Here is a 24596-nt window from a genome sequence, read left to right as displayed (position 1 = left end):
AGCGGGTCGACGTAACGTTTCGGCGAGGTATCGGACATCTCACCGGTGCAACCAGCGAAAGAAGGGCCGCCGGCGGTCCGGCGCTACATGCGGGCTTTGGTCCGGGCCGTCGGCAGTGCCGTCCAGGGATCCTCCGGCCAGGGATGCCTGGGGTAGCGGCCGCGCATCTCGGCCCGCACCTGCGCGTACGGCCCGGACCAGAACGATGCCAGGTCGTCCGTCACGGCGAGCGGCCGCCGCGCGGGCGACAGCAGGTGGAAGAGGACAGGAACCCTGCCGTCCACCAGCCGTGGGGTCTCAGCCCAGCCAAAGCACTCCTGCAGCTTGACCGCGACAACCGGCCGGCCGCCGTCGTCCGCGCGTGGCTGCCGAGGCGCTTCCTGCCCGGGTCCTGCCTGGTCCGCCGCGGCCGAGCCTGACCCGGCACCGCCTGACGCCGCTTTGTCCGACACCTCGGGGTAGTCGATCCGCACCATCGATCCGCTGGGTACTTTCAGTGCCTCCGGTGCCAGCTCCGCCAGACGGACCGCCTCCGGCCAGGGCAGCAGCCTCCGTAGGGGGTTGGTGAGGTCGATGCTGCTGGTGGCGGCGCCGCCGGCCAGTGCCTCGAGCTCGGGTCCCAGCCAGGAGTCCAGCCGGGCCAGCAGGGCCGGTTCGGAAACGTCGGGCCACGGCTCGCCAAGTTCGCGGCGCAGCAAGGCGAGGCGGCGGCGCAACACATCGGCCGCCGTCGACCATCCGATGGTTCCCAGCCCCTCCTTCGCGAGGGCACGGGCCACGGCGGCACGGCCTTCCTCGGCGGAGGGGCGGATGGGGGTGGAGGACAGGCTGATGGCACCCAGCCGGCGTTCCCGCCTGGCCTTCACCCGGCCCTGGCTGAACTGCGCTTCCACCGTGTCGGTCAAGAGGTGCCCGGCGGCCGCCTCGGCGGTGTCGGCGCTCAGCGGCGCGGCGGACCGGATCACCGCGCCGGTACCGGCTGCGTCCCGGCCGGCGGCGCGTGAAACTTCCGCCACGGCCAGCCACTCATGCCCGGTGAGCGGACTGCCCGCCGGCAATCCCGCACGAGTGCCGGACGACAGCAGGTACCGGGCCGGGCCATCGCCCGGGACGCGCCGGGCCACGCGGTCCGGGAACGCCAGCGCGACGACGACGCCCACCGCCTCCGCAGCGGTCACCGGCGCGGTGCTGACGAGGGAGGCGATGCCGGACGTGCCGATGGCGGCGCCTTCAGTCCGCGCAATGCCCTCCAGCCGGCGGACGTCCTCCGCCCAGCGCCTGGCGGCGGGGTCCTTTCCGGCGCGCAGGCCGGACAGGAGCCGGGTGAGGTCGGCCCCCGGGGCCCGCTGGTCCCCGGCTACGAGCGCCACCGCTTCCGCTGCGGCGCGGTGACCTACGGCCGCGGCACCGTCGAGCAGTGCGCGGGCCAGCCGCGGATCGGCCGGGACCCTGGCCAGCGCCCGCCCCACCGCGGTGGCATGTCCGTCACGCGCCACGGCTCCGAGTTCGCGGAGGACTTCAACAGCCTCGCCCATGGCAGCTGCCGGAGGTGCATCCGGAAGCGCCAGCCCGGCGCCGCCCGGCGATCCCCAGCAGGCCAGGACCAGCGCAGCACCGGTCAGGTCCGCGACCGCGATCTCCGGCGTCACGTGCGCCGGCGCGGCGCCATAGGTCCGCTGGTCGTAGCACCGGACCACCCGGCCCGGACCCTGCCGCGCGGCCCGGCCGGCCCGCTGTTCGGCTGATGCCCGGGAGCAGGAAACAGTGACCAGCCCGGACATGCCGCGGCTGGCATCACGGCGCGGCTCGCGGGTCAGCCCGGAATCAATGACAAGGCGCACTCCAGGGACGGTCAGGGATGACTCGGCCAGATCCGTGGACACGATGATCCGTGCCGGGCCGCCCGGCCGGCGCACCGAAACTGCCTGGTCCTGTTCGGCTGGGCTGACCTGGCCGTGGAGCTCCAGCACGTCGGTTCCGGGGGCAGCCCGGCCGCGGAGGCGGGCCGCCACATAGGAGACCTCCCAGGCTCCCGGGACAAAAACCAGCGCATCGGTGCCCGCGTCCTGCCCCACCGCCGCGGTATGGGCCTGCGCGGCTGTATCGGCCACGTGGTCCAGGAACGCGCGTGTGACCCCACGGTCATCCAGCCGCGCCACGGCGGCGGGTACCCACTCCACTGCCAGGGGGTACAGCGCTGAGGGGCAGTCGACGACGGGAGCTGGCCCGCCGTCGTCGACCGCTGTCCCTGCCTGTCCTGTCCCTGCATTCGCGGCTGCACCCCCGATCAGGGCGGCGAAGCGGGGCGCGTCCAGGGTGGCGGACATGGCCACCAGCGTGAGGTCGCCGCGGAGCTGCCGAACTTCGGCGAGCATCCCCAGCAGCAGGTCGGTTTCGAGGCCGCGTTCATGGACCTCGTCCAGGATGACCGCGCCCGTGCTTTCCAGGCCGGGATCATCGAGCAGGCGCCGCAGCAGGATGCCCGGCGTGACAAACTCCACCAGGGTGGCGGATCCGGCCTGGCGTTCACCGCGGACGGTGTACCCCACGCGGTCGCCGATCTGGCTGCCGTCCAATGAGGCCAGTCGCCGGGCGGCGGCACGCGCAGCGACCCGCCGCGGCTGGGTGACGACCACGCGCTTGGCCATTCCTGCAGGCGCGGCAAGGTTGGCGAGCAGCGGCGGGACAAGCGTTGTTTTGCCGGTGCCGGGCGGCGCCTGCACCACTGCCGTACCCGCCGCACCGCCGGCGCGCAGCACAGACGACAACTCGGCGAGCGATTCGGCGAAGGCAAGACCGGTGCCGATGACCGCCAGATCAAAGGTGCCGGCACCAGAGGGGCCAGCAGGGACGGCGGCGGAGTCGGTTGGCGATGTCACCCGTCCATTGTCGCCGCAATCCCCCACCGCCGTCAGCGCACGTGCGGTGGGATAGGTCAGACTGGAGGTCATCGACCACGAAAGCAGGACTTCCCTTGATCAACCTCCAGCAGGACTCCGAAGGCTTCATCCGCATGAAGAGGCACTTTCCAGCCAGTGCCGCCGTGACAGTCACGTTCAGCGACGGCTCCCAAGAGGAATTCTCCGGCCGCCGGCTCAACGAGATCTACGACGACGCCTTGGCGGTGTACCGCGCCCAGAACCACCTTGATGCCAAAGGTTTTTCCCGTGGCCCGCAGAAAAAGGTGCAGACCAGCATCGAGTTTGTCCCCGTCCGGCCCGGGATGGGGCAGTAACCCGGCCCACCCCGGCCATCCGGCTCACCGCGGCACCCCGTCTCACCGCGACGGTTTGACCACCATCGCGGAACCGCCACCGCGCCGCAGGGGCTCGGCAACCGCCGTCATGCTCTTGCCGGGTCCAAACTCGATGGCTGTCGCGGCGCCGATCTCTGCAGCCGACGTGAAGGCGTCACCTGCGGGTACCAGTTTGTGTTTGTATGGTGCCAAGGCGTCTCCGTACTGCTTGATGAACTCCGGCTCGGCCGTGACATTGGCTGTGTTGCGCTGGGACGCACGCGGGGCCGCGAGCGAGTCCAAAATGCTCATACCCAAGTCCACCCTGTTGAGGATGGTCTGCAGCGCCGTGGTGATAATGGTCGATCCGCCGGGCGAACCGAGCGCCAGGAACGGCTTTTCGTCCTTGAGCATGATGGTGGGAGACATCGACGAGCGCGGACGCTTCCCCGGCTCGATCCGGTTCGGGTCCTCCGGATTGGTCGACGTATAGGAGAAGTCGGTGAGCTCGTTGTTGAGCAGGAACCCACGGCCGGGCACCACGATGCCGGACCCGCCAGTCTGCTCGATGGTGAGAGTGTATTCCACCACGTTCCCCCACTTGTCGGCGACAGTCAGGTTGGTCGTGGAGATGTTTTCGGTGTCCTTCTCGTCTGCGGCTGCCGCAGGTGCAACCGGGCACACGCCGTTGTAGTCTGACACGTCCCCTGCCGGTACCGGCTTGATTGCCGCCGTCCCCGGATCGATGGCGCACGCCCGCTCCTTGCCAAACACCGGGTCGGTGAGGGCTTCGGTGGGGACGTCGACAAATGCCGGGTCCCCGAGGTACTTGCCGCGGTCTGCGAAGGCGAGCGCGCTGGCTTCGAGGTAGTGGTGCAGGGCAGCTGGTTTAGCCGTGGGCGACAAGTCAAACGGTTCCAGGATGTTCAGCGCTTCGCCCACAGTTGTGCCACCGCTGCTGGAGGGCGCCATGCCGTAAACGTCGTAGCCGCGGTACTCCACATGTGTGGGTTCCTGGTCCAGCGTCCGGTATGCGGCGAGATCCGCCGTCGTCAGGTAGCCCGGAAGGGCTGGAATGCTGGTGGGCGGGACAGTCACAGGAGGCACCCAGGCGGGGTCTTTCGGCGGGTCCTTGACAGTTGCCGCGATCTCCGTCGCGAGCTGTCCGCCGTAGAAGGCATCCGTTCCCTCCTTCGCGAGGAGCCGGTACGTCTTGGCGAGGTCCTTGCTGTGGAAAATACTGCCGACGGCGGGAGCGTCACCGCCGGGCAGGAAGAGACTCGCCGTGGCGGGGAAGGCCGAGAACCGGACTTTGTTGTCGAGTGTCTGCTGGCGGAAGGTCTCGTCCACCACGAAGCCGCGGTTGGCCACCTTGATGGCAGGTTCGAGGGCCTCGTCAAGGTCCAGCGTCCCCCAACGCTCCAGCGCCCGTTCCCACGTCGCCGGCGTTCCGGGGACGCCCACGGAGACGCCGCTCGAGACGAGCTCTGCGAACGTGTATACGACGCCGGTGGCCGGATTCACGAACGCAGTGGTCGGCATCGTTGCCGGAGCCGTTTCCCGACCATCGATGGTTCCCACTTTGCCGGTCTTCGCGTCGTAGAACACGAAGTATCCGCCTCCGCCGACGCCGGCGCTGTATGGCTCGGTCACACCCAGGGTCGCGGCCGCGGCCACGGCGGCATCCGCCGCATTGCCGCCGTCGCGCAGGACCTCGATAGCCGCAGCGGACGCCTCCGGGTCAACGGTGCTCACCGCCCCGCCGTACCCGGTCGCCATCGGTGTTTTATCGGTCGCGCGGGGATCTGCGAACGCGGGGCTGGTCACCGCCCCACCCGTCACGCTCAAGGCCAGAACAGCCGTTACAGCAGCTAATTGACGTCGCACACTAGGCATGATCTCTCCCAAGTCGGGGTGTTGCGCAGGGTGGGTTTGCGCCACGATACTCCGCCGGGTTGGGACTCTCAAGGCTCAACTTTTTTGTGCCGAGGCCATGGCTTCAGGCCGGTGTGCCGGCTTCGGTGGTTGCTGTGTCGGCCGGCGAGCGCCGCCGCCGGCTCGCCAGCAGGAACGGCACGGCGAACAGTTCGATCACACCGCTGATGGCAAGCGAAAGGGGGTAGCCGTACACGTCCGCTGCCCGGCCCATCAGCGGCTGCACCACAATTCCACCGCTGGATCCCATGAGTGAATCGAAGCTGAGCACCGTTGCCCGCTGCTTTGAAGCAATCATGTCGTTCAAATAGGCCTGCCGCACCGGAGTGCCCGCCGCTGAGATCAGTGCCCACAACACCAGCAGCAGCAACGCCACCCAAAACACACGCGTGATACCGAGAGCCACTAGGATCAAGGCGCCCATGCTGCTGCTCGCTACCAGGACCGTGGTGCGTTTGTGGACCAGGCGCCGGACCATGGGCGCCAGCCAGCCGCCCACCACCTGGGCCCCGGCCACAATGCCCGCCGCGAGGCCGGCGACGGAGTAGGCGCGCGGGTCACCGAAGAGCTCCAGCAGGTAGGGCTGCAGGGCATAGAAAACATAGATCCCGACGCCGGCGCTGAAAGGCGCTGCGAGCATGATGTACCGTACGGGCGGGTTTTTCAGGCCGTTGTCGATGGAGGCGGACAGCACGTCCCGGCTCGCCTTGAGCGGATGGGGAGAACGTTCCGGAGTGAAGCCCACATCGCGCATCAGCCAAAAGGCCGCCCCGAACATCGCCAGGAGCACTCCAACGCGCAACAGGAACGGCACGCCGAGGTCGGTGGCCTGGGCAATCACGCCGCCGGCCGTCGAACCGACGAGCATCGCGATGCCGGAGACCATCAATGCCCGCCCGAACACTGCCTCCAACTCACCGTCGTAGCCGGAGAAACGCAACGCATCCACCAGCCAAGCCTCCACGGCCCCGGAGAAGAACGTGAAGCCCAGGCCCAGCAGGACCGACACCACTGCCCAGGCCCAGAAGGGAGCGGACAACTGCCAGAGCAGGTAGTACAGGTAGGTGGAGGCAGCCAGGGTCACAGTTCCGAGAAGGAATGAGACCCGGCGTCCCCAACCGTCCGCGATGACCCCGGTAGGCACTTCGAACAGGACCATGCCGGCCGTGAAAAAGGCATTGGCCGCGAATGCTTCCAGGTTGCTCAGCCCGGCATCCAACAGAAAGAGCGTATTGATGCCCCAGATGAAGGAGGCCGCAAGGGTGTTGCCCAGCGTCAGGGTGAGGTAGATGCGCTGGATCTTCCGCGCGGCGGCGTTCATGACGATCCGTTCATGACGTGGCGTTCATAAACGTGGCGTTGATGAGCCGCTGGGCACCGGGTCATGCCGGAGGTACCGGCGCCGGAACCGGCCGGTCCCGGCAGTCAGCGCCCGCAGCTCCACAGCGTACTTCAGCAGTTCCTGGTCCGGGACTTCCGCGCTGATTTCGGTCAGCTCACTACCGGAGGTGGCCGTGCCGGTGAGCCGTCCGCGGCGTGCTGAGAGGTCACTCATCACGGCCCCCACGTGCGCCTCGGACACGGTGATGCTGACCGCGGAAACCGGCTCGAGCAGCTGGATGCGACCGGCCGCGGCAGCCTCCCGGAGCGCCAGGGCCCCCGCCGCCTGGAAGGCGGCGTCGGAAGAGTCAACGCTGTGGGCCTTGCCGCCCACCAGCGTGACGCGGAGGTCCACCACGGGGAACCCGGCAGCCAGCCCTTTCTGCATCTGCGCACGCACCCCTTTCTCCACGGAGGAGATGAACGTTCCTGGGATCACCCCGCCCACCGTTTTGTCGACGAATTCGAACCCGCCGCCACGGTCCAGCGGCTCCACGTCGATGTCGCAGACGGCATACTGCCCGTGGCCGCCGGACTGTTTGACGTGCCGGCCGTGGCCCGTTGCCGGGGCGGCGAACGTTTCCCGCAGTGGCGTCACTACGTCAACGGTGTGCAGCTTCACGCCCTGGTCGCGCAGCCTGTCCAGCACCACGTCGGCATGGGCCTCCCCCATGCACCAGAGGATCAGCTGGTGTGTTTCCGCGTTCCGCTCAACACGCAGCGTGGGATCGCCGGCGGCCACCTTCGCCAGGCTCCGCGCCAGCGCGTCTTCGTCACTGCGCGAGTCCGCCTCGACGGCCACCGGCATCAGCGGCTCCGGCATCTCCCAGGTAGCCAGCAGGAGCGGCTGGTCCTTCGCCGAAATGGTGTCCCCGGTTTCGGCGCTTCCCAGTTTCGCCACCGCACAGATGTCACCGGCCACGCAGTGCGCCACCGGACGCAGGTTGGGGCCCAGCGGAGAATACAGGTGGGTGACGCGCTCGTCGGTGTCATGGTCCTGATGGCCGCGGTCCGCGAGCCCGTGCCCGCCGACGTGCACTGGAGTGTCAGCACGCAAAGTACCTGAAAATACACGCGTCAGGCAGACCCTCCCCAGGAACGGATCAATGGTGGTGCGGACCACCTCAGCGGCCAGCGGCCCGTCCGGGTCACAGGCCAAGGCCGCCGCTGGAGCGCCCGCCAGGTCAGTCACCTCCGGGAGGCGGCCCTCCACCGGCGACGGGAAGCCCCGGGTCAGGACTTCCAGCAGTTCCGCCGTGCCGAGTCCGGTGACAGCCGAGGCCGGCACCACCGGGAAAAAGGAACCGCGGGCGACGGCGGTTTCCAGGTCCGCGGTGAGGACATCGGTATCGATGTCCTCACCACCCAGATAGCGGTCCATCAGGGTCTCGTCCTCGCTCTCGGCGATGATCCCTTCGATGAGCCGGCCCCGGGCGGCTTCCGACGCCGCGCGCTCGCCGGCGTCAACGTCCCGGGAACCTGCCGCCGCCTCCCCGGCGGAGTCGTCAGAGACTGTGCCCGTCAGCAGTCCCAGCAGCCCGCTGGTTTCGCCGCCGGACCTGACCGGGACGTACAACGGCAGCACCGCGTCGCCGAACGCCTGCTGGCAGGCGGCCAGGACGCCGTCGTAATCTGCCCGAGGGTGGTCCAGGCGTGTGATGACCACAGCCCGCGGCATCCCGAGGCTTTCGCATTCGCCCCAGAGCGCCGTAGTGGTGGCGTCGATGCCGTCAACGGCGGAGACAACAAAGAGGGCGGCGTCCGCAGCCCGGAGCCCCGCCCGAAGTTCGCCGATAAAGTCCGGATATCCCGGAGTATCCAGGAGGTTCACCTTGGTCCCGTCGACGAGCAGCGGAACCAGGGACAGCGTGACCGACCGTTGCTGCCGCACTGCCGAAGGGTCAGAATCGCTGACGGTGGTGCCCTCCGCGATGGAGCCTTTGCGTGAAATCATGCCGTGGACGGCCAGCATTGCTTCGATCAGCAGGGTCTTCCCGGCTCCCGAATGCCCCACGAGCGCCACGTTGCGCACCTGTTCCGGATCTGTTGCCGCGATGCCGTGCGGAGCATCAGCCCGGCGCACCTCCGGCCCTCCCCGCCCCGGTGTCCGTGCTGCGTCCTTTGCGGCTTTCACTGACATGGGAACCTCCTGGCGTCTTTGCCATGCACCGGGCCGAATCATGTTTCTCTGATTCGACACCCTGGCGGGCGCAAGGGCAAGAGCACGCGCCGGGACGGGGTGGCCGCAGCGGAGGATAATGGCAGCCAGAGCCCAAGAGTCCGTGCCACTGTGAGGGGGTCCCATGCAGCCGGTTCCGCGCATCACAGTGGAGGTTCCCGTCCTCACGGTTGGTGCGGGCCCGTCCGACTACGAGGCGCTGGCCAGCTATGTCAATGCCCTGCGCAGGCCGCAGGGGCTGCACCTGACGCTGCTGCATATCGGCATCCTGGCGGATTTTGCGCAGGACGTCGCGGACTGGACCAAGGGGATCACCTCGGCCGGTGAAGCCGCCCGGCGCACGACGGGCTGGTTGCAGGGCCTGCCCGTTCTGGACGGGTTTGCGGGCACCTCGGAACAAGTGATCGTGCTGGGTGGCGGCGGCATTTCCGGGCTCGAAGTGGATGTGCCCGATCGCGTGCACGACTACCAGGTGTTTCTGGTGCAGGGCCTGCATGATCTCCTGGACCGGCTCCTCGTGGACAATATGGACGACTTCATCCTCAGCTCCCCGGCGCTGGGCTACCGGTACCCGCACTGGGTGCCCCATGTCGCCGTCGGCCGTCCCCTGTCGCGGGATCACCGGCCGCGGACGATTGCCCCGCTGACCGTCGTCTTTGGCCCGTCGCGGATCAGGAACGGCCGGTTCCTCTCTGCGGCTGACTGAGCTGCCAACGCGTCAGAGCGCGGCACCGTTCCAGGCCCGCACGCTGCGCGAACGGACCCTTGCGGCCACTCCCCCACACCCCTGCGCGAACGGACACTTGAGGCCCCACGCGAAAAACTTTCCCAAAGTATTTCTCGTTACTGGCTAGAGGGGACCTTAAATGTCAGTGGCTCGCAAGATGATGTGAGTATGAAAAGGACAACAGCGGTGGAGGCTTTGGAGGCCATCAAGGCTTCTGTCGCTGCGCTTGCTGAGGTGATCCCTGGCGCAGGCTTCACCGGTCCAGGGGATCCGGATCCGCTGCGGCAGCAGTCTGACGGCTGGCTGGACACGCTCGCGGTGGCCGCACGACTGCAAGCTGCGACGGCTGCCCTGGTGGTCCACGCCGCCGCCGGATTCACAGACACCACACGGGCGATGGCCTCCCCGAACGCGCTGCCGCAGGGCCGCATCGCTCAGGAGATGGCGGTAGTCGCTGAGGTGGCGTGCGTCCTGACGGTCAGCGAACGGACGGCCGGTGCGCTTCTGTCCGAGGCCCACGAACTGACAACCACCCTCCCGCTGACGTTGGCCGCCCTGCAGGACGGGAACATTTCGTGGCAGCACGCCCGGGCCATGGTCGACGAAACCGCCAGCCTGAACCCGGCTGGCGCCGCCGCCCTGGAAGCCCACTTCCTGGACCCGGACGCACCCAACCCGGCACAATGCTGTCCCGCGGGGGAACTCGTTCCGTCCAGGTTCCGGCACAAAGCCCGGACCTGGCGCGAACGCCACCATCCGGACAGCATCGAAAAACGCCACACCAAAAGCGCCCTGGATCGCCGGCTGGAGTTCGCCCCGGACCGGGACGGCATGGCCTGGCTGAGCGCGTACCTCCCCGCGGACCAGGCGGCCGGGATCTGGGACCGCACCACCACGGCGGCCCGCGCCCTCCAAGGACCCCATGAGGACCGGAACCTGAGCCAAATCCGCGCCGACGTGGCCGCCGGGTGGCTCCTTGGCGGCACTGCGGAGCACGTGCCGTCACCGTCGGCGCAGGTTCTGGTGACTGTGCCGGTGTTCGCCCTGATGGGCCTCACCGACGAGCCCGCCATGCTCGACGGATATGGGCCCATCCCGACGTCGATGGCCAGCCGGCTCATGGCCGAAAGTTCCACATCGTTCCACCGGGTCCTTACAGACCCCCGCGACGGGGCACCGCTGGAGATCGGGCGTACCAGCTACCGCATCCCCGTCAGCATGCGGCAATGGCTCCGCCTGCGGGACGGCAAATGCCCGTTCCCCGGCTGCACCAACCAGTCTCTGGACAATGAGGCCGACCACCTCCTCGCCTGGGCCGACGGCGGCACCACCGGCCTCAGCAACCTCGGCCAGCCATGCCACAAACACCACAGTCTGAAACACACAACCGCCTGGACACCCACCGGGGCGAGCGCCGGCAAGCCACCCGGCTGGATCTCACCGACAGGCCGTCAGTACGCCAGCGAACAACAGGACTGGGAACCACCCTACTGGCCACCCCACATCATGAGCAGACTAGGACATCAGGAACTTGGTCCTGACGTGCCCGAAGACATCCTGCCCGCCGAACCGCCTGCTTCAGATCTGCGCCCTGTCGATCCCGTGCCGGAGTGGAGCTGGCAACAGGCACCGCTCGACGAGCCATGGCCGGAGTGGAGAATCCCGCAAACGGTCTAGCTGGGCCTTGCAGCAATCACCGCTACTGCCGGTCAAGCGCGTCGAGCAGCCGTTTGACCGAGCCTCCAAGGTTCCATTCGACGGCGAGACGCTCCAGCTCGGCGCGCGATTCCCCGCCGACGGGGTGCAGCTGTGCTCCGGCTTCCTCGAGGGTGGGAAGCGGGAGGTCGCGCACGATTTTCACAACCGTTGGCGCGACCGTGAGGTAGTCGGCGGCCGCGGCCAGCTTTGACCGAACCGAGGCGGATAGTCCGCCACCGTCAGCGGCTGCAGCGAGCAGGTTCTCCAGTGTGCCGTACTCGCCAAGGAGCGAAGCAGCGGTCTTCTCGCCGATGCCGGCCACGCCTGGCAGCCCGTCGGAGGCGTCGCCGCGCAGGGTGGCGTAATCGGCATACTGTTGGGGCAGCACGCGGTACTTCCCGACGACGACGGCGTCGGTCACGACTTCGAGGTTCCTCATGCCCCGCGCGGTGTAGATCACCCGCACCTGACGGTCATCGTTGACTGTTTGGAAAAGGTCACGATCTCCGGTGACCACATCGACGGGAAGGTCTGCATGGCTGGCATAAGTACCGACGACGTCGTCGGCCTCGTGTTCCGCGGCCCCCACGATGGCGATGCCGGCGAGTTCGAGCACGCGGCGGATCATCGGAAGCTGCGCCTCGAGCGCGTCCGGGACGACCTCGACGTCGGGGGCATCCGACACAAGTTCGGCAACCCGGTGCGACTTGTAGGTCGGGATGAGGTCCACGCGCCACTGCGGACGCCAGTCGTCGTCCCAGCAGGCAATCAGATGCGTTGCCCCGTAATCCGTGGTGAGGCGGGCGATCATGTCCAGGAGACCGCGAACCGCGTTGACCGGCGTTCCGTCAGCACGGCGGATCGTGTCCGGCAAGCCATAAAAGGCGCGAAAGTACAGTGACGCAGTATCAAGCAGCATCAGGCGGTGTGGCATACCTGATCCTGACACGGAAGCAGCTGCCGGGCTACGAGCATTTACCAGCGACAGAACGCTCCCTTGGGGTTAGGATGCCTCTATCGGTTCAAGCAGCGGGCCAACCTTCTGTGTCTGTGAGGTTCCCCTTGGCCGAAGATGCACCCGTAGAGACCGCGCCCCGCGTGCCCTTGAAGCAGGCTTCGGACCCGCACGCCCCGCCACCTCATCACGACGACGAACGGAACGGCCCCGCCGCAGCGGCTGAGCGGAACGCTGCTCCCAACCCCTATGGATTCGACCGAGAACACTGGCCGGGCCCCTGAGCCCGGGTGGTGTCCTGCGGTGAGCGCGCGAACTCCAGGCTGACGACATGCCCCACCTCAGCGTCAACGGTGTTGATCTCTACTACGAAGAGAGCGGCCAAGGGACGCCAATACTAGGCGTGCACGGAACACCCAGTTCGGCTGTGATGTGGGCGGACGCCGCAACCGAACTCGCCCGGCATGGCCGCTGCATCATCTACGACCGCAGGGGTTTCCACCGCAGTGCCCCGCCGCGGCCGTTCGCGACCTTGGACCTGGTGGATCATGTCGACGACGCAGCGGCAGTCCTGGCGGCGCTCCATGCCGGGCCGGCAATCGTGATCGGCCGCAGCACAGGCGGCCTGATCGCCGTCGAACTTGCCCGCCGTTTCCCGGACAAAGTCAAAGCGCTGGTCCTATTGGAACCGGCGTTGTTCACCATCGCTCCGGATGCCGACGCCTGGGCCCGCGGCCTGCGCCGCCGTGTGCTTGAGCGCACGGACGGTCAGCCCGGGCTTGCCGCCGAGATTGTGATCCGGGAAGCCCTGGGGGACGCGACGTGGGAGTCGTTTCCCCCCGGGCTCAAACAGATGTTTGCCGGCACGAGCCACGCTGTCCTGGCCGAAATCAACGGCCACGGCCTAGATCTCAGCGACGATGCATTGGAACTGAACGAGGAGCAACTCGCCGGGATCCGCCGGCCCGCCCTGATCGTCTCCGCCGAGGACTCCCCCGAGGCCTGCCGGTCCGTGAACGCAAGGTTGTCGGGTGCGTTGCCCTTTACCCATACGGTTCTGGTCCCGGGCGGGCATCTTATTGATCCCGCCCATCCGGCTGTCCTGGACTTCATCGACCGCAACGCCGGACCGGACCCTTGGGCCTAGAAAGGTTGCCCTAATCTTCGCGGCCGCCCGGACCGAGCCCGCCGTCAGGGCAGAATAGACAGCATGACCCTTACGACCTTCGCCCTGATCCGCCATGGCCAGACAGACTGGAATGCGCAGCGTCGGCTCCAGGGAGCCACCGACATTCCGCTGAACGACGTCGGCCGCGGCCAGGCGCGCGACGCCGTCGACGTCCTGTCAGACTACGAGTGGGATGCGATCGTGTCCTCGCCGCTTAGCCGTGCCGCGGAAACCGCCAGCGTGATTGCGGACGGGCTGGGGCTGAGCGTTACGCGGCACATTCCGGCGCTCGCCGAACGCAGCTTCGGACCGGCAGAGGGGTTGCAGGCCGGCCCCGAGCTGGAGGCCCTGCGCATACCCGGTGGCTACCGCGGCGCCGAAAGCGAGGAAGACGCGGCTGCGCGCGGGTTGGGTGCACTGGAAGCACTAGCCGAAGAATTCCCCGCCCGCCGCGTCCTTGTGGTCGCACACGGCACACTCCTCCGGGTGAGCCTTAACCGCGCCATCGGCCGCACATTGCACAGGATCGACAACGCGGTGCTGAACCTTGCCCTCTACCATGCCACCGAGGGCTGGCACCTCGAATACTTCAACGGCGAGCGCGTAGTGGCTGCAGCCCGGGGCTGATAAACCTAGGCGTCCGCCGTAACCTCGAACGTTTGGATGGTCCTGCGCTCCAGCCGCGAAATGATCTGTGCAGCCCCGATCCGCTCGATGTGTTCATATTCGCGGTGGGCGGCAAAACCCGCGGCATCGGAATCCACAAATAGGCCGCCACCGGAGGTGCGCCAGCCGGCGTTTTCGGCTAGCGAAGTGGTGGTCTTGACCGTGACATCGGCGCTGGATAGCGTCGCGACTATGGGCACTATGTTTGGCGGCATGGCGGTCAGCCTCGACGGCTACATCCGTTCAGAGAGCGGGGACCTGTCATGGCTGAACGATGCCATGGCCAAGAACGAGGACTACGGATGCGAGGCAACTGAGCGCAGAACCGGAGCCTATGTCGTGGGTGCCAATACATACCGGGAAATGGCGGCAATGGGCGGCCGGGGCTCCGCGGTTCCAACGTATGTCCTCTCCCACGATGAAACTCTGGCCACGGGACGGAACACGCACCTGCACTCCGGAGATTTGCGCGATCTTGTCGCCCGGATAAAGCCCGCCATCCCTGAGGAGAAGGACATTTGCGTGTTCGGCGGCGGTCAGCTCATCACTGAATTCATCGAGTTGGGCCTGCTGGACGAACTGGGCGTCGCCGTCGTGCCGGTCATCCTCGGCGGCGGAGTGCCCTTCTTCGGCAGGATCAGCGAATGGAAAAAGCTTGCGCTCCGGGAGTGCCGCTCCTTTCCGTCCGGCATCGTGCTGCTGAACTATCAACTGACCGGCCCCACCGGCTGATGGGAACCGGTGCGGCCGGACGAAGCGGAAGCTTCCCTATTCAACCCAACCCCGGGCAGCTAAACTCAGAGCCGAGAGTCCGTGACAGCATCCGGACATCTGGAGAGAAACGGAGGTGGTTTTGATGACTGCTACGGTCCCGCGCCCAGAGCGCCCCACACGCATCAATCCAATCACCACCGTCTCCAGCATCGGCCCGGCGTAAGCGCGCAACACACCAACGGACAGGCCTAATGGCTGCAGGGCTGCGCTGATTCCGGAGTCTGGAGACCTCTCCCGAGGACTCACCTTGAATAATTCCTCAGGCACCAGCCTGGACAGCTACTCCCCTTCAACCTCCGACTCGATCCCCGGCCCCGAAGGGCCCACAACGTACGGCTACTCCCCGGCCGTCGCCGGTTATTTTGACGCCCACCAACCCCAACACCGGACCCGCCACCCAGCGAACCAACACAGCGAGCGCGGACGGGTGGTGCGCCTGGACCGCAACCTCGTGCTCACAGCCGTTGGCGGCGAACTTCTCCACCTGCCGTACCCGCTCGACGCCGGCGTTCCGGTCACCGGCGACTGGGTCTGGATCGGGCCCAACCGCGCGGGTGGCCGCCAGATCACCGGGATCCTCCCGCGCCGGTCTGAGCTCAGCCGGAAGCGCGCCTTTGAAGATTCATCGGAGGCGCAGGTGCTGGCCGCGAACATGGATGTGGTGGGTGTGGTGGTCCCGGTGGACCGGCCGCTCACGCACAACCGCCTCGAACGCACGCTCGTTGCAGCCTGGGATTCCGGCGCGGTTCCGCTGGTGATCATCACCAAAGCCGACCTTGCGGACATAGCGGACGACGTCGTCGGGAAGGTCATCCTGCAGGCGGCGGGCGTGGACGTGGTCACCACGTCAGCCGAGAACGGCGACGGGATCGATGCGCTGCTGGAGCACTTGCCGCCGCACGGCACGCTGGTCCTCCTCGGCCCGTCGGGCGCCGGCAAGTCCACGCTCATCAACGCGCTGGCGGGACGCGCGGTCCAGCACACTCGCGAGGTCCGCTCCGGCGACTTCAAAGGCAAGCACACCACCACGTCGCGCGAACTCGTGCCGCTGCCTAACGGAGCCGTCCTCATGGACACTCCGGGCGTCCGGGGATTCGGCCTGTTCGACGCCGATGAAGGCCTAGGCGAGATGTTCGGGGACGTAGAGGAACTCGCCGGCCTGTGCCGGTTCTCCAACTGCGCCCACCAGCAGGAGCCCGGCTGCGCCGTGCAGGCGGCTTTGGCGGACGGGACACTCGATGAGCGCCGCTGGCTGAGCTACGGCAAACTCCAGCGCGAACTCGCCGCCCTGGCCCGGCGCACAGATGCCGCCGCCCGCCGGGCCTACCAGCGCGAGTGGCACCAGAGGGTGGTGGTGGCAGGGAAATCGCAGCGTTCCGCAGAGCGTGACAGTTCCGAGCGGCGGGAGGACCAACGGTCCAAACGCAAGCGGCGCTGAGCCGACGGTTTAGGGCCACAGATCCTGGTAATTGCCATAGAGAGGGGGCCTGGCCTTCGGCTCGTCGGACAATTGTGATCTTCCTCGTGTCCCGCGGCGGTGCCTGGTTTGTCGTCCACTTTTTCGCTCCAAGGTGAAGGCAGGATTTCGTTTTCTGGGCCACTTAGTGCGCTCCGAACGCTGGTGATTTTGATCCGGCCGCCTGAACCATTGGGCCCACCCTAAACGGCAATGGGTGCACCAGCATGCCGGTTTGGGTCAAGATTCCGGCAATCTTGCTTCGGATCCGGCCGGAACGCGGGTTGCCGCCCCCCGCACCGCCGCCACGCCGCGCCGCCTCGCTTACGCTTCCTGTGGCATCGGGCACAATGTGCTTCATGGGGCGTTGGAGCGAGGAGCGGGTTATCAACGCCGCTCCCGACGCATCCTCCCTGGCAGCCGCCCGTAAGCTGGCACGTCAGGGTCCATGGTCCGATACAGGCAGCAACGATGTCCTGGTCTGGGGCAAGTGCCAAGGCAGCGGCAAGATTCCCCCCCAGGTGAGCGTGGATACTGCCGCGCCTGCCTACAGATGTTCCTGCCCCAGCCGGAAGTTTCCCTGCAAGCACGCGCTGGCGCTGCTGCTTCTGTGGTCTCGCGGCGAAGCGGCCGACGCCGGGGCGAAGACCGCTGATTTCGCCCAGGAATGGGCGGCCCAGCGGGCGGAACGGGCCACCGTAAGGGAGCGGCGCCAGCCTGACCAGCCGGTGCATCCGGCGGCCCAGGCCAAGCGGCTGGCCGACCGAATAGCTCTGATGGATGCCGGGATGGACGACTTTGCCCGGTGGCTGACTGATCTGGTGCGGACAAGCTTGGCAACTGCCCGCACCCAGCCGTATGCCTGGTGGGACGGAGTGGCAGCACGGCTCGTCGACGCCCAGCTCCCGGGTTTGGCTGAACAGGTACGGACAATGGGATCGGATGTGCACGCACGGACCGATTGGGCAGATCACCTGCTGCTGCGGGCGGGCCGCTGGTGGGCAGTGACCAAGGCTTGGAGCAAGCGGGACACCTTGAGCGGCAAAGAGCTTGCGGATCTCCGGGTGGCCGTCGGCTGGGCCACGCCTGCCGCCGACGTTCAGGGCACCGAGGCACTGCATGGGCCGTGGCTGGTGCTCGGCGCCCACCGCAGCGACGACGGGCGGCTCCAGCAGCAGCGGACCTGGCTCCGCGCACCCGACGGAACGGTCGTCGTCGTCCTCGATTTTGCTGCCCAGAGCGAGGCGCTGGCGACGCCGCAGCTCGCGGGCGCGGTGCTGGATGTCACCGTGGCGCGGTACCCCGGATCCGGGCCACAGCGGGCCATGCTCAGCAGTCCTGCCAAGCCGCAGGGAATGGCAACCAGCCTTGGAGAGGGCGGCAGCATTCTGCAAGCGCTCGAAGCTGAATCGGCTGCCGTGGCACTCTCCCCGTGTCGGTGGCGTACATGCTCTCAGGACTCCTGGGCAGCGCCGCGACACCGTTCATCGCCACCTGGCTCCTGGGCGTCACGCACCAGAGCTCGTCCATCGCCTGGTACATCATGGGAGCCTCCCTGGTGTCGCTCGGGGCGCTCGTGATTCTGACGGAGACCCGCTACGGCAACATCGACGCCGTCGACGAGTCCCCCGTCGAGGCGGCGGCGAAGTGACGGCAGCCTCCCCCGCGGGGACCATTCGGCGGATCGCTGAGATCCCCGGCGGGGCGGCCGCCGTCGGCCCCTTCTCCCAGGCAGTGGTGGCCAACGGGTTCGTATTCACGGCCGGCCAAATCCCCGCCATCACGGAACTGGACCACCAGCCCGAAACGTTCGAGGAACAGGTCCGCCAGACAATCCGAAACCTCACCACGGTGCTGGAGGCCGCTGGATCCGGGCCGGCCCAGGTAGTCAAGGTGAACACCTACCTCACCGACCCGGGGCAGCTGTAGGAGTACAACCGCGTCTATGCGGAGTTCTTCGGCGACGCCAAGCCGGCACGCACGTCGGTCTGCGGTCAACGTTCCCGTGACATGCGGGGGCGTTGACGTGGCCCCCGGCGACTGGGTGCTGGGCGACGATAACGGCGAGATTGTGTTGTCCCCGCGGGAGACGGCAGCTGTCCTGGAGCAGGCGCTCGCCTCCGATGCGGCCGAGCCGGAGCTGCTGGCACGGATCGCGGCCGGAGAACCGCTCGAGACGCTGCTGGCGCACTGACGTGCGCGTGCACTGGCTTGATTGTGCACTGGCTTGATTGTGCACTGACCTGCTTGTCCACTGAAGCGGCCGGCCCCGGCAGACTGCCGGGACCGGCCGCTTCTGTGCGTGTCAACGCCACCACCACGCTGCATCAGGCGGCATCAGGCGGCGAAGATGCTCCAGCCGGCCTGGTGGCTGCTGCCCGGCTCCAGCTGTGCGAGGTCCTGGCCGCTGTTGAAGGCGTCCGGTGGACACGTCATCGGCTCAACCGCCAGGCCCAGCCTGTTCGCTGCGGGGGCGGGCTTGTCTGCGGTATGTACCTGCAGCCAGGGGCATGCCCGGTCCCAGGCCATGCCCACTCCGCTTCCGCCGGGGTCCCTGGCGATCAGCTGGGCGCGGCCGCCGTCGTCGAACTCAAGGTCGGTGAAGGCGTGGTCGATCTGCGTGCCGCCGATTGCCCGCGGCGCCCGGAAGTCGAACTGATGCCCCTCCACCGTCCGGGTGGCGACCGGAAGCAGCCTGTCCGGCGTGACCTCGAGGAAAGACCCCGCGGGGATCCCGACCGTCCACTCATCCAACGGTGCGGGTCCCGCCAACAGATACGGGTGCGGACAAACCCCGTAAGGGGCCGCCTCGTCGCCGGCGTTGCTTGCCGTGACGGTGGTGTGCAGCCCGGCGTCGTCCAGCTTGTAGTCCACGTGGAGCCGAAGGTGGAACGGATACCCTGGGGCCCCGGGGATCTCGCAGGACAGGCTCATTGCGTCGGCAGCGCTGCGTTCAACGGTCCACAAAAGGTCGAAGGCGAACCCGTGCAGTGCCGTGCCCCGCTCCGGTTCGTTGATGGGCAGTTGGTGCTCGACGCCGGCAAACCGGTAGGTGCCATCGGCGATCCGGTTGGGCCACGGCGCAGCGATGATCCCCCGGTAGTCCGGGATGGGCGCATCTGCGTCGAACGGCACCACCAGGTCCCGGCCCTGGAAGGCCAGCCGCCTGAGGGCACCGCCGCGCTGCACAATGGAGGCGGTGTAGTCCCGCGAGACGAGCTGAAGTTCGACGCCGTTCACAGGCCGCCGGCCAGCTTGTAGTAGGCGGCGTTCCAGTTGAGTTCCTTCTTGAACTGCTTGATGGTGGTGCCTTCATCGATGGTGAGGAGTTCGGTCTTGGCAATTTCGGCGAAGTCCTCGAACACGTCCAGCCCCACCTGCGTGGACAGTACCGTATGGTGCGCGGCGCCTGCGGTGAGCCACGCGGCGGCCGACGTGGCGAAGTCGGGTTTCGGCGACCAGAGAGCCCGGGCCACCGGCAGGTTGGGCAGCGGCTCGTCCAGGTCCACGACGTCGACGGCGTTCGCCACGAGCCGGAATCGGTCGCGCATGTCCGAGAGCGCCAACACGACACCGGGGCCGGCGTCGGTGTCGAACACCATCCGGACCGGGTCTTCCTTGCCGCCGATACCGAGCGGGTGGATCTCGACGCGCGGTTTTGTGGCCGTCAGCGACGGGCAGACCTCGAGCATGTGCGCGCCCAGGATCTTCTCGGCGCCGGGCTCGAGGTGGTACGTGTAGTCCTCCATCAGGGAGGCGCCGCCGGGCAGGCCCGCGCCCATTACCTTGGCGGCGCGGACCAGAATGGCCGTCTTCCAGTCGCCTTCGGCGCCGAAGCCGTAGCCGTCGGCCATGAGCCGCTGCACGGCCATGCCGGGCAGCTGGCGAAGTTCGCCCAGGTCTTCGAAGGAGGTGGTGAACGCGGCGGAGCCGTTGGCCTCAAGGAAGCTGCGCAGCCCCAGTTCGATCCGGGCGCTGTATCGCAGCGACTCGTGCCGCGCTCCCCCGGCGCGGAGTTCCGGGACCACCTCGTAGAGGCTCTCGTATTCCGCAACCAGGACGTCGACGTCGGACTCTGCGGCGCCGTGCACGGCGTCGGCGAGCTCGTTGACGGACCACGTGTTCACGGAGACGCCGAAGCGCAGCTCCGCTTCGATCTTGTCGCCTTCGGTGACGGCGACGTTGCGCATGTTGTCACCGAAGCGGGTCAGCTTGAGGGTCCGGACCGCGGCCCAGCCGGCCGACGCCCGCTGCCACACGCCCACCTGGCGCGAGACTTCCGGGTTGGACACGTGGCCCACCACGGTCTTGCGGGGAATGCCGAGGCGGGACTGGATGTAGCCGAACTCGCGGTCGCCGTGGGCGGCCTGGTTCAGGTTCATGAAGTCGAAGTCGATGTCCGCCCAGGGCAGCTCAACATTTGCCTGCGTGTGCAGGTGCAGAAGCGGCTTGCGCAGCAGGTCCAGGCCCTGGATCCACATCTTGGCCGGGGAGAACGTGTGCATCCACGCCGTCACACCGATCACTGAATCGTCCGAGTTCGCTTCCAGCGCGGTGCGGCGGATGGCGTCCGAATCAGTGAGGACCGGCTTCCAGACCACCTTGACGGGAACGTCGGAGGAGGCGTTCAGCGCTGCGGCAATCTCCTGCGACTGGGCGGCGACCTGCTTGAGGACATCGTCGCCGTAGAGGTGCTGGCTGCCGGTGAGGAACCAGACCTCGTAGTGGCCGAGGGACGTGCTGTTGGCGTTGTTCATGGTTTTCTCCTGTGAAAGTCCGGTGAAGTGCGGGGTCCGGGCCAGCTAGCGGCCGTAGACGTTCTGGTAGCGCGCGTAGAGGGATTCGATCTTGGCCTGGTCGATCGGCAGCGGCTCGCCGAGCTGCCGGGAAATGTGCACTGTCCGCGCCACTTCCTCGCACATCACCGCAGCCTTCACCGCGTCCCTGGCATCCTTGCCGATGGTGAACGGGCCGTGGTTCTGCATCAGCACCGCGGGCGAGTTGGAGTCCTTCAGAGTCTCCACGATGCCCTGTCCGATCGAGTCGTCACCGATCAGTGCGAACGGTCCGACCGGAATGGTGCCGCCGAACTCGTCGCCCATCATGGTCAGCACGCACGGGATCGCTTCGCCCCGCGCTGCCCAGGCCGTGGCGTAGGTGGAGTGCGTGTGCACCACGCCGCCGACGTCGGGCATTTGCCGGTAGACATAGGCGTGCGCGGCCGTGTCCGACGACGGCGACAGCCCCGGGTTGCCCCACTCACCGGCGGCGTCACCCGCCACGGGTACCCCATACAGGTCGGTGACCACCATCTGCTCGGGTGTGAGGTCATCGTAGGAAACGCCCGACGGCTTAATGACCATCAGGTCATGGCCTGGAACGCGCGCGGAGACATTGCCTGCCGTCCATACCACCAGCCCATAGCGGGTGAGCTCGGCATGCAGGGCGCAGACGTCGGCACGGATCCGGGCGATCGTTTCCAGGGTGTCTGAAAGCGCGGCGCTCATGCGGAGGCTCCAGCCGCAACGAGTGCTTTGGTGGCGTTGCGCTGGATGGCCTTGAGCCGGTGCATCACGTCATTGGCTCCCCGGCCGAAGTAGTCGTACAGTGTCCGGTATTCCTGGAACAGTTCCTCATAGGCCGCCACGTTCTCCGGGATCGGTGTGTAGACGTCGCCGGGTTCCGAGCCCATGGCGGCCGCGGCTTCGCGGATATTGGCGTACTTCCCGGCCGCAACGGCGGCATGGATGGCCGATCCCAGCGCCGGACCCTGGGTTGAGCCAATGGTCGAAAGCTGCAGGCCGGTGATGTCGGCGTAGATCTGCATGAGCAGCTTGTTCTTCAGCAGGCCGCCGGCCACGATGAACTCCTTGACGGGCACACCGGAGTCGCGGAAGGCATCCACGATGGTGCGGGTGCCGAAGGCCGTGGCCTCCAGCAGCGCGCGGTAGGTGTCCTCGGGCTTGGTGGCGAGGGTCTGGCCCACCACCACGCCGGAGAGCTCGTGGTCCACCAGCACCGAACGGTTCCCCGAGTGCCAGTCCAGGGCGATGAGACCGTGCTCTCCGACGGCCTGGTGTGCGGCGAGTTCGGTGAGGTATTCGTGGATGCCCAGGCCTGCCGCGGCCGCCGCCTGGTGGTATTCCGGCGGGACACCGTTCTTGGTGAACCAGCCGAAGATGTCGCCTACGCCGGATTGTCCGGCTTCGTAGCCCCACAGGCCGTCCACGATCCCGCCGTCCACTACGCCGCACATGCCCGGCACTTCGCGAAGATCTGAACCGTTCATAACGTGGCAGGTGGACGTGCCCATGATGGCCACCAGCTGCCCCGGCTCCACTGCCTTTGCGGCGGGGGCTGTGGCGTGGGCGTCCACGTTGCCGACGGCCACGGCGATGCCTTCCGGCAGTCCGGTCCAGGCGGCGGCCTCGGTGGTCAAGTAGCCCGCGGCGTCGCCGAGCCGGCCGATGGTGTGCTCAAGTTTGGTGCTGACGAAGTCCTTGAATTCCGGGTTCAGCGCGGCGAGGAAGTCCTCGGAGGGATACCCGCCGTCCTGGTAGATGCCCTTGTAGCCGGCGGTGCAGGCGTTACGAACGTATTGGCCGCAAAGCTGCCAGACGATCCAGTCGGCCGCCTCCACCCAGTGGTCCATGGCGGCGTAGGCTTCCGGGTCCTCCTCCAGCAGCTGCAGGCCCTTGGCGAATTCCCACTCGGAGGAAATCAGTCCCCCGTAGCGCGGCAGCCAGGCTTCGCCGCGCTCGGCGGCCAGGGCGTTGATCCGGTCCGCCTGCGGCTGCGCGGCGTGGTGCCGCCACAGCTTCACGTAGGCGTGCGGGCGGCTGGCAAAGCCGGGCAGTTCGTTAAGCGGGGTGCCGTCGGCCTTGACCGGCACCATGGTGCAGGCCGTGAAGTCAGTGGCAATTCCGACGACGGCTGCCGGGTTGATCCCGGCGTCTACGATCGCTGCGGGGACGGCGTGGCGGAGGACGTCGCGGTAGTCATTGGGCACCTGAAGTGCCCATTCCGTGGGAAGCCGGGCGGCGCCGTCGCCCGCAACGCCCGTTACATCCGCCGGCAGGGAATCCGTGACCACGGCGTGCGGATAGCCGAAGACACCGCTGCCCAGTTCCTTGCCGTCACGGACCCGGACCACAACGGCCCGTCCCGAGAGCGTTCCGTAGTCCACGCCGATGACGTAGTTGTCTGTGCCGTCCACTGTGACGTCCATGAAGTCCTCCAAATAGCTGGTCCGGTGAGCGCGGATTGATTCAATTGTGAGCGCTAACAATTGGCACGTCAAGTGTGGACCGCGACTGGGACGCTCAGGAAGGAATCAGGCGGGAGCGGACGTGCTGCTGCGGACAACCAGCTCCGGCTCCACCATGATGGTGCCTGCGCCCGCGCCGCCCTCAAGGGCGTTCAGCATAACGCCCAGGCAGCGCCTGCCAAGTTCCTCGAAGTCCTGGCGCACGGTGGTCAGCGGCGGCGTGAAGTAGCCCGACTCAGGCTGGTCATCGAAGCCCACCACGGAGACGTCGTCGGGCACGCGGACCCCCGCTTCGCTGAAGGCGCGCAGCAGGCCCAGGGCCATCTGGTCGTTGCCCACAAACAGGGCCGTTGCCGTGCGCTCAGCGGCAAGCTGCCGGCCGATCCGGTACCCGCTGCCGGCGCTCCAGTCCCCTTCGATCAACAGGTCATCAGCCAGGCCGGCCTCGCGGAGCCGCTCACCCCACCCCTCGGCACGTGACCTGCCGTCAACCCAGTCCTGGGGCCCGGAAACATGCCCGATCCGCCGGTGCCCCAGGTCGATCAAGTGCGAGACCGCCAGGCGCGCCCCGAGCTTCTGGTCCACCAACGCTCCGCTGAAGAGGCCCCCACCGGCGGCACCCACAAGGATCACGGGAACGTCCAGGGTGAGGCCCTCCAGCGCCTGAACGGTACCGTCGTGGGGCACAATGACGATGATCCCGTCCGCGCCCTGGTCCGTGAGATGGCGGACGGCGTCCGAGATGGCATCCGCTCCGGCCTCCTTGATGGCCTCGATGCTCACAAAGTAACCGGCCTCCCGGGCAGCCTGCTGGACTCCGAGAAGGGTGTTGGCCGGGCCGTACTGCCCCATTTCGGCCGCGAGCACACCTATGGTTTGCGAACGCCGGGTGACCAGGCTCCTGGCGGCGGTGTTGCGCCGGTAGCCGAGTTCCGCAATCGCCGCTTCCACTTTCTCCCTGGTGGCGCTGCTGACATTGGGGTGGTTGTTGATGACCCGCGAGACCGTCTGGTGGGACACTTTTGCCCGCGCTGCCACGTCCTCCAGGCGTGGCTGGCGTCGGTCAATCGTGTTGCCCATGCGAGGGACCCTTCGGTGGAAGACAAGGTGGTGTCCAACATTCTATGGCCGCGATCCCTGCTGGAAGCAGCGTGCG

The 24596-nt window shown here is 67.4% G+C and carries 21 protein-coding genes; 10 read left to right on the top strand and 11 right to left on the bottom strand.

All coding sequences use genetic code 11. The annotated features are described in order from the left end of the window. Positions 1-83 precede the first annotated feature (83 nt). Positions 84-2879 carry an ATP-dependent helicase HrpB gene (gene hrpB, locus NG698_RS01965; RefSeq protein ID WP_374210071.1) on the bottom strand — a complete coding sequence of 932 codons (2796 nt, stop codon included), beginning with the start codon at positions 2877-2879 and terminating at the stop codon, positions 84-86. Between the two features lie 95 nt (positions 2880-2974). Here hrpB and NG698_RS01960 point away from each other — a divergent pair, with 95 nt between their 5' ends. Beyond that, the gene (locus NG698_RS01960; RefSeq protein WP_252598739.1) at positions 2975-3235 is read left to right on the top strand and encodes a hypothetical protein; all 261 of its coding nucleotides are present in this window, start codon (positions 2975-2977) and stop codon (positions 3233-3235) included. Between the two features lie 42 nt (positions 3236-3277). Here the strand turns inward: NG698_RS01960 and NG698_RS01955 are convergent, their stop codons facing one another. From NG698_RS01955 to NG698_RS01945, 3 genes are all read right to left on the bottom strand, one after another. Next, entirely contained in the window at positions 3278-5131 is a 1854-nt protein-coding gene (locus NG698_RS01955) for a gamma-glutamyltransferase family protein (protein WP_252607924.1), read from the bottom strand. 103 nt (positions 5132-5234) lie between these two features. Then, positions 5235-6491, bottom strand: a complete 1257-nt coding sequence (locus NG698_RS01950; RefSeq protein ID WP_252598737.1) for an MFS transporter — start codon at positions 6489-6491, stop codon at positions 5235-5237. A 24-nt stretch (positions 6492-6515) separates the two neighbouring features. After that, positions 6516-8690: an elongation factor G-like protein EF-G2 gene (locus NG698_RS01945; protein ID WP_252607923.1), complete on the bottom strand. Its 2175-nt coding sequence runs from the start codon at positions 8688-8690 to the stop codon at positions 6516-6518. 163 nt (positions 8691-8853) lie between these two features. Between NG698_RS01945 and NG698_RS01940 the strand changes: the two genes are divergently transcribed. Together NG698_RS01940 and NG698_RS01935 are read left to right on the top strand one after the other, a co-directional pair. Beyond that, the gene (locus tag NG698_RS01940) at positions 8854-9435 is read left to right on the top strand and encodes a hypothetical protein (RefSeq protein WP_252607922.1); all 582 of its coding nucleotides are present in this window, start codon (positions 8854-8856) and stop codon (positions 9433-9435) included. Positions 9436-9624: 189 nt separating this feature from the next. Continuing rightward, positions 9625-11133, top strand: a complete 1509-nt coding sequence (locus NG698_RS01935; protein WP_252607921.1) for an HNH endonuclease signature motif containing protein — start codon at positions 9625-9627, stop codon at positions 11131-11133. 22 nt (positions 11134-11155) lie between these two features. Here the strand turns inward: NG698_RS01935 and NG698_RS01930 are convergent, their stop codons facing one another. After that, on the bottom strand, positions 11156-12088 hold the full coding sequence (locus NG698_RS01930) for a 5'-3' exonuclease (protein ID WP_252607920.1): 933 nt from the start codon (positions 12086-12088) through the stop codon (positions 11156-11158). A gap of 352 nt (positions 12089-12440) precedes the next feature. Between NG698_RS01930 and NG698_RS01925 the strand changes: the two genes are divergently transcribed. Together NG698_RS01925 and NG698_RS01920 are read left to right on the top strand one after the other, a co-directional pair. Then, positions 12441-13256, top strand: coding sequence for an alpha/beta fold hydrolase (locus NG698_RS01925; protein WP_252607919.1), 816 nt, complete (start codon positions 12441-12443; stop codon positions 13254-13256). Between the two features lie 63 nt (positions 13257-13319). Beyond that, positions 13320-13904 carry a histidine phosphatase family protein gene (locus NG698_RS01920; protein ID WP_252607918.1) on the top strand — a complete coding sequence of 195 codons (585 nt, stop codon included), beginning with the start codon at positions 13320-13322 and terminating at the stop codon, positions 13902-13904. Between the two features lie 5 nt (positions 13905-13909). Here the strand turns inward: NG698_RS01920 and NG698_RS01915 are convergent, their stop codons facing one another. Further along, on the bottom strand, positions 13910-14143 hold the full coding sequence (locus tag NG698_RS01915) for a hypothetical protein (protein ID WP_252598730.1): 234 nt from the start codon (positions 14141-14143) through the stop codon (positions 13910-13912). On the opposite strand from NG698_RS01915, the gene NG698_RS01910 reads away from it, so the two are divergent. The 5 genes from NG698_RS01910 to NG698_RS01890 all read left to right on the top strand — a co-directional run bounded on the left by NG698_RS01910 (position 14136) and on the right by NG698_RS01890 (position 18367). Then, on the top strand, positions 14136-14675 hold the full coding sequence (locus NG698_RS01910) for a dihydrofolate reductase family protein (RefSeq protein WP_252607917.1): 540 nt from the start codon (positions 14136-14138) through the stop codon (positions 14673-14675). The genes NG698_RS01915 and NG698_RS01910 overlap by 8 nt on opposite strands. A 289-nt stretch (positions 14676-14964) precedes the next feature. After that, a complete protein-coding gene (rsgA, locus tag NG698_RS01905; RefSeq protein WP_252607916.1) occupies positions 14965-16155 on the top strand; it encodes a ribosome small subunit-dependent GTPase A in 1191 nt (396 codons plus the stop codon). A gap of 377 nt (positions 16156-16532) precedes the next feature. Continuing rightward, positions 16533-17753 (top strand): SWIM zinc finger family protein, encoded by a 1221-nt coding sequence (locus tag NG698_RS01900; RefSeq protein WP_252607915.1) that lies wholly within the window; start codon positions 16533-16535, stop codon positions 17751-17753. Positions 17754-17820: 67 nt separating this feature from the next. After that, positions 17821-18102, top strand: coding sequence for a RidA family protein (locus NG698_RS21775; RefSeq protein ID WP_252598727.1), 282 nt, complete (start codon positions 17821-17823; stop codon positions 18100-18102). A 16-nt stretch (positions 18103-18118) separates the two neighbouring features. Further along, a complete protein-coding gene (locus tag NG698_RS01890; protein WP_252598726.1) occupies positions 18119-18367 on the top strand; it encodes an RraA family protein in 249 nt (82 codons plus the stop codon). 143 nt (positions 18368-18510) lie between these two features. Here the strand turns inward: NG698_RS01890 and NG698_RS01885 are convergent, their stop codons facing one another. From NG698_RS01885 to NG698_RS01865, 5 genes are all read right to left on the bottom strand, one after another. Then, positions 18511-19413, bottom strand: a complete 903-nt coding sequence (locus tag NG698_RS01885; RefSeq protein WP_252607914.1) for an aldose 1-epimerase family protein — start codon at positions 19411-19413, stop codon at positions 18511-18513. Then, positions 19410-20930, bottom strand: a complete 1521-nt coding sequence (araA, locus tag NG698_RS01880) for an L-arabinose isomerase (protein WP_252607913.1) — start codon at positions 20928-20930, stop codon at positions 19410-19412. The genes NG698_RS01885 and araA overlap by 4 nt, the downstream gene beginning before the upstream one ends. A gap of 45 nt (positions 20931-20975) precedes the next feature. Further along, positions 20976-21680 carry an L-ribulose-5-phosphate 4-epimerase gene (locus NG698_RS01875; RefSeq protein WP_252598723.1) on the bottom strand — a complete coding sequence of 235 codons (705 nt, stop codon included), beginning with the start codon at positions 21678-21680 and terminating at the stop codon, positions 20976-20978. After that, on the bottom strand, positions 21677-23401 hold the full coding sequence (gene araB, locus NG698_RS01870; RefSeq protein WP_252607912.1) for a ribulokinase: 1725 nt from the start codon (positions 23399-23401) through the stop codon (positions 21677-21679). Before araB ends, NG698_RS01875 begins: the two co-directional genes overlap by 4 nt. Positions 23402-23506: 105 nt before the next feature. Continuing rightward, positions 23507-24520 (bottom strand): LacI family DNA-binding transcriptional regulator, encoded by a 1014-nt coding sequence (locus NG698_RS01865; protein ID WP_252598721.1) that lies wholly within the window; start codon positions 24518-24520, stop codon positions 23507-23509. Positions 24521-24596: the final 76 nt, after the last annotated feature.

It is taken from the genome of Pseudarthrobacter raffinosi, assembly GCF_023913735.1.
GTDB lineage: Bacteria > Actinomycetota > Actinomycetes > Actinomycetales > Micrococcaceae > Arthrobacter > Arthrobacter raffinosi.
This window is presented reverse-complemented; position numbering and strand designations above follow the sequence as displayed.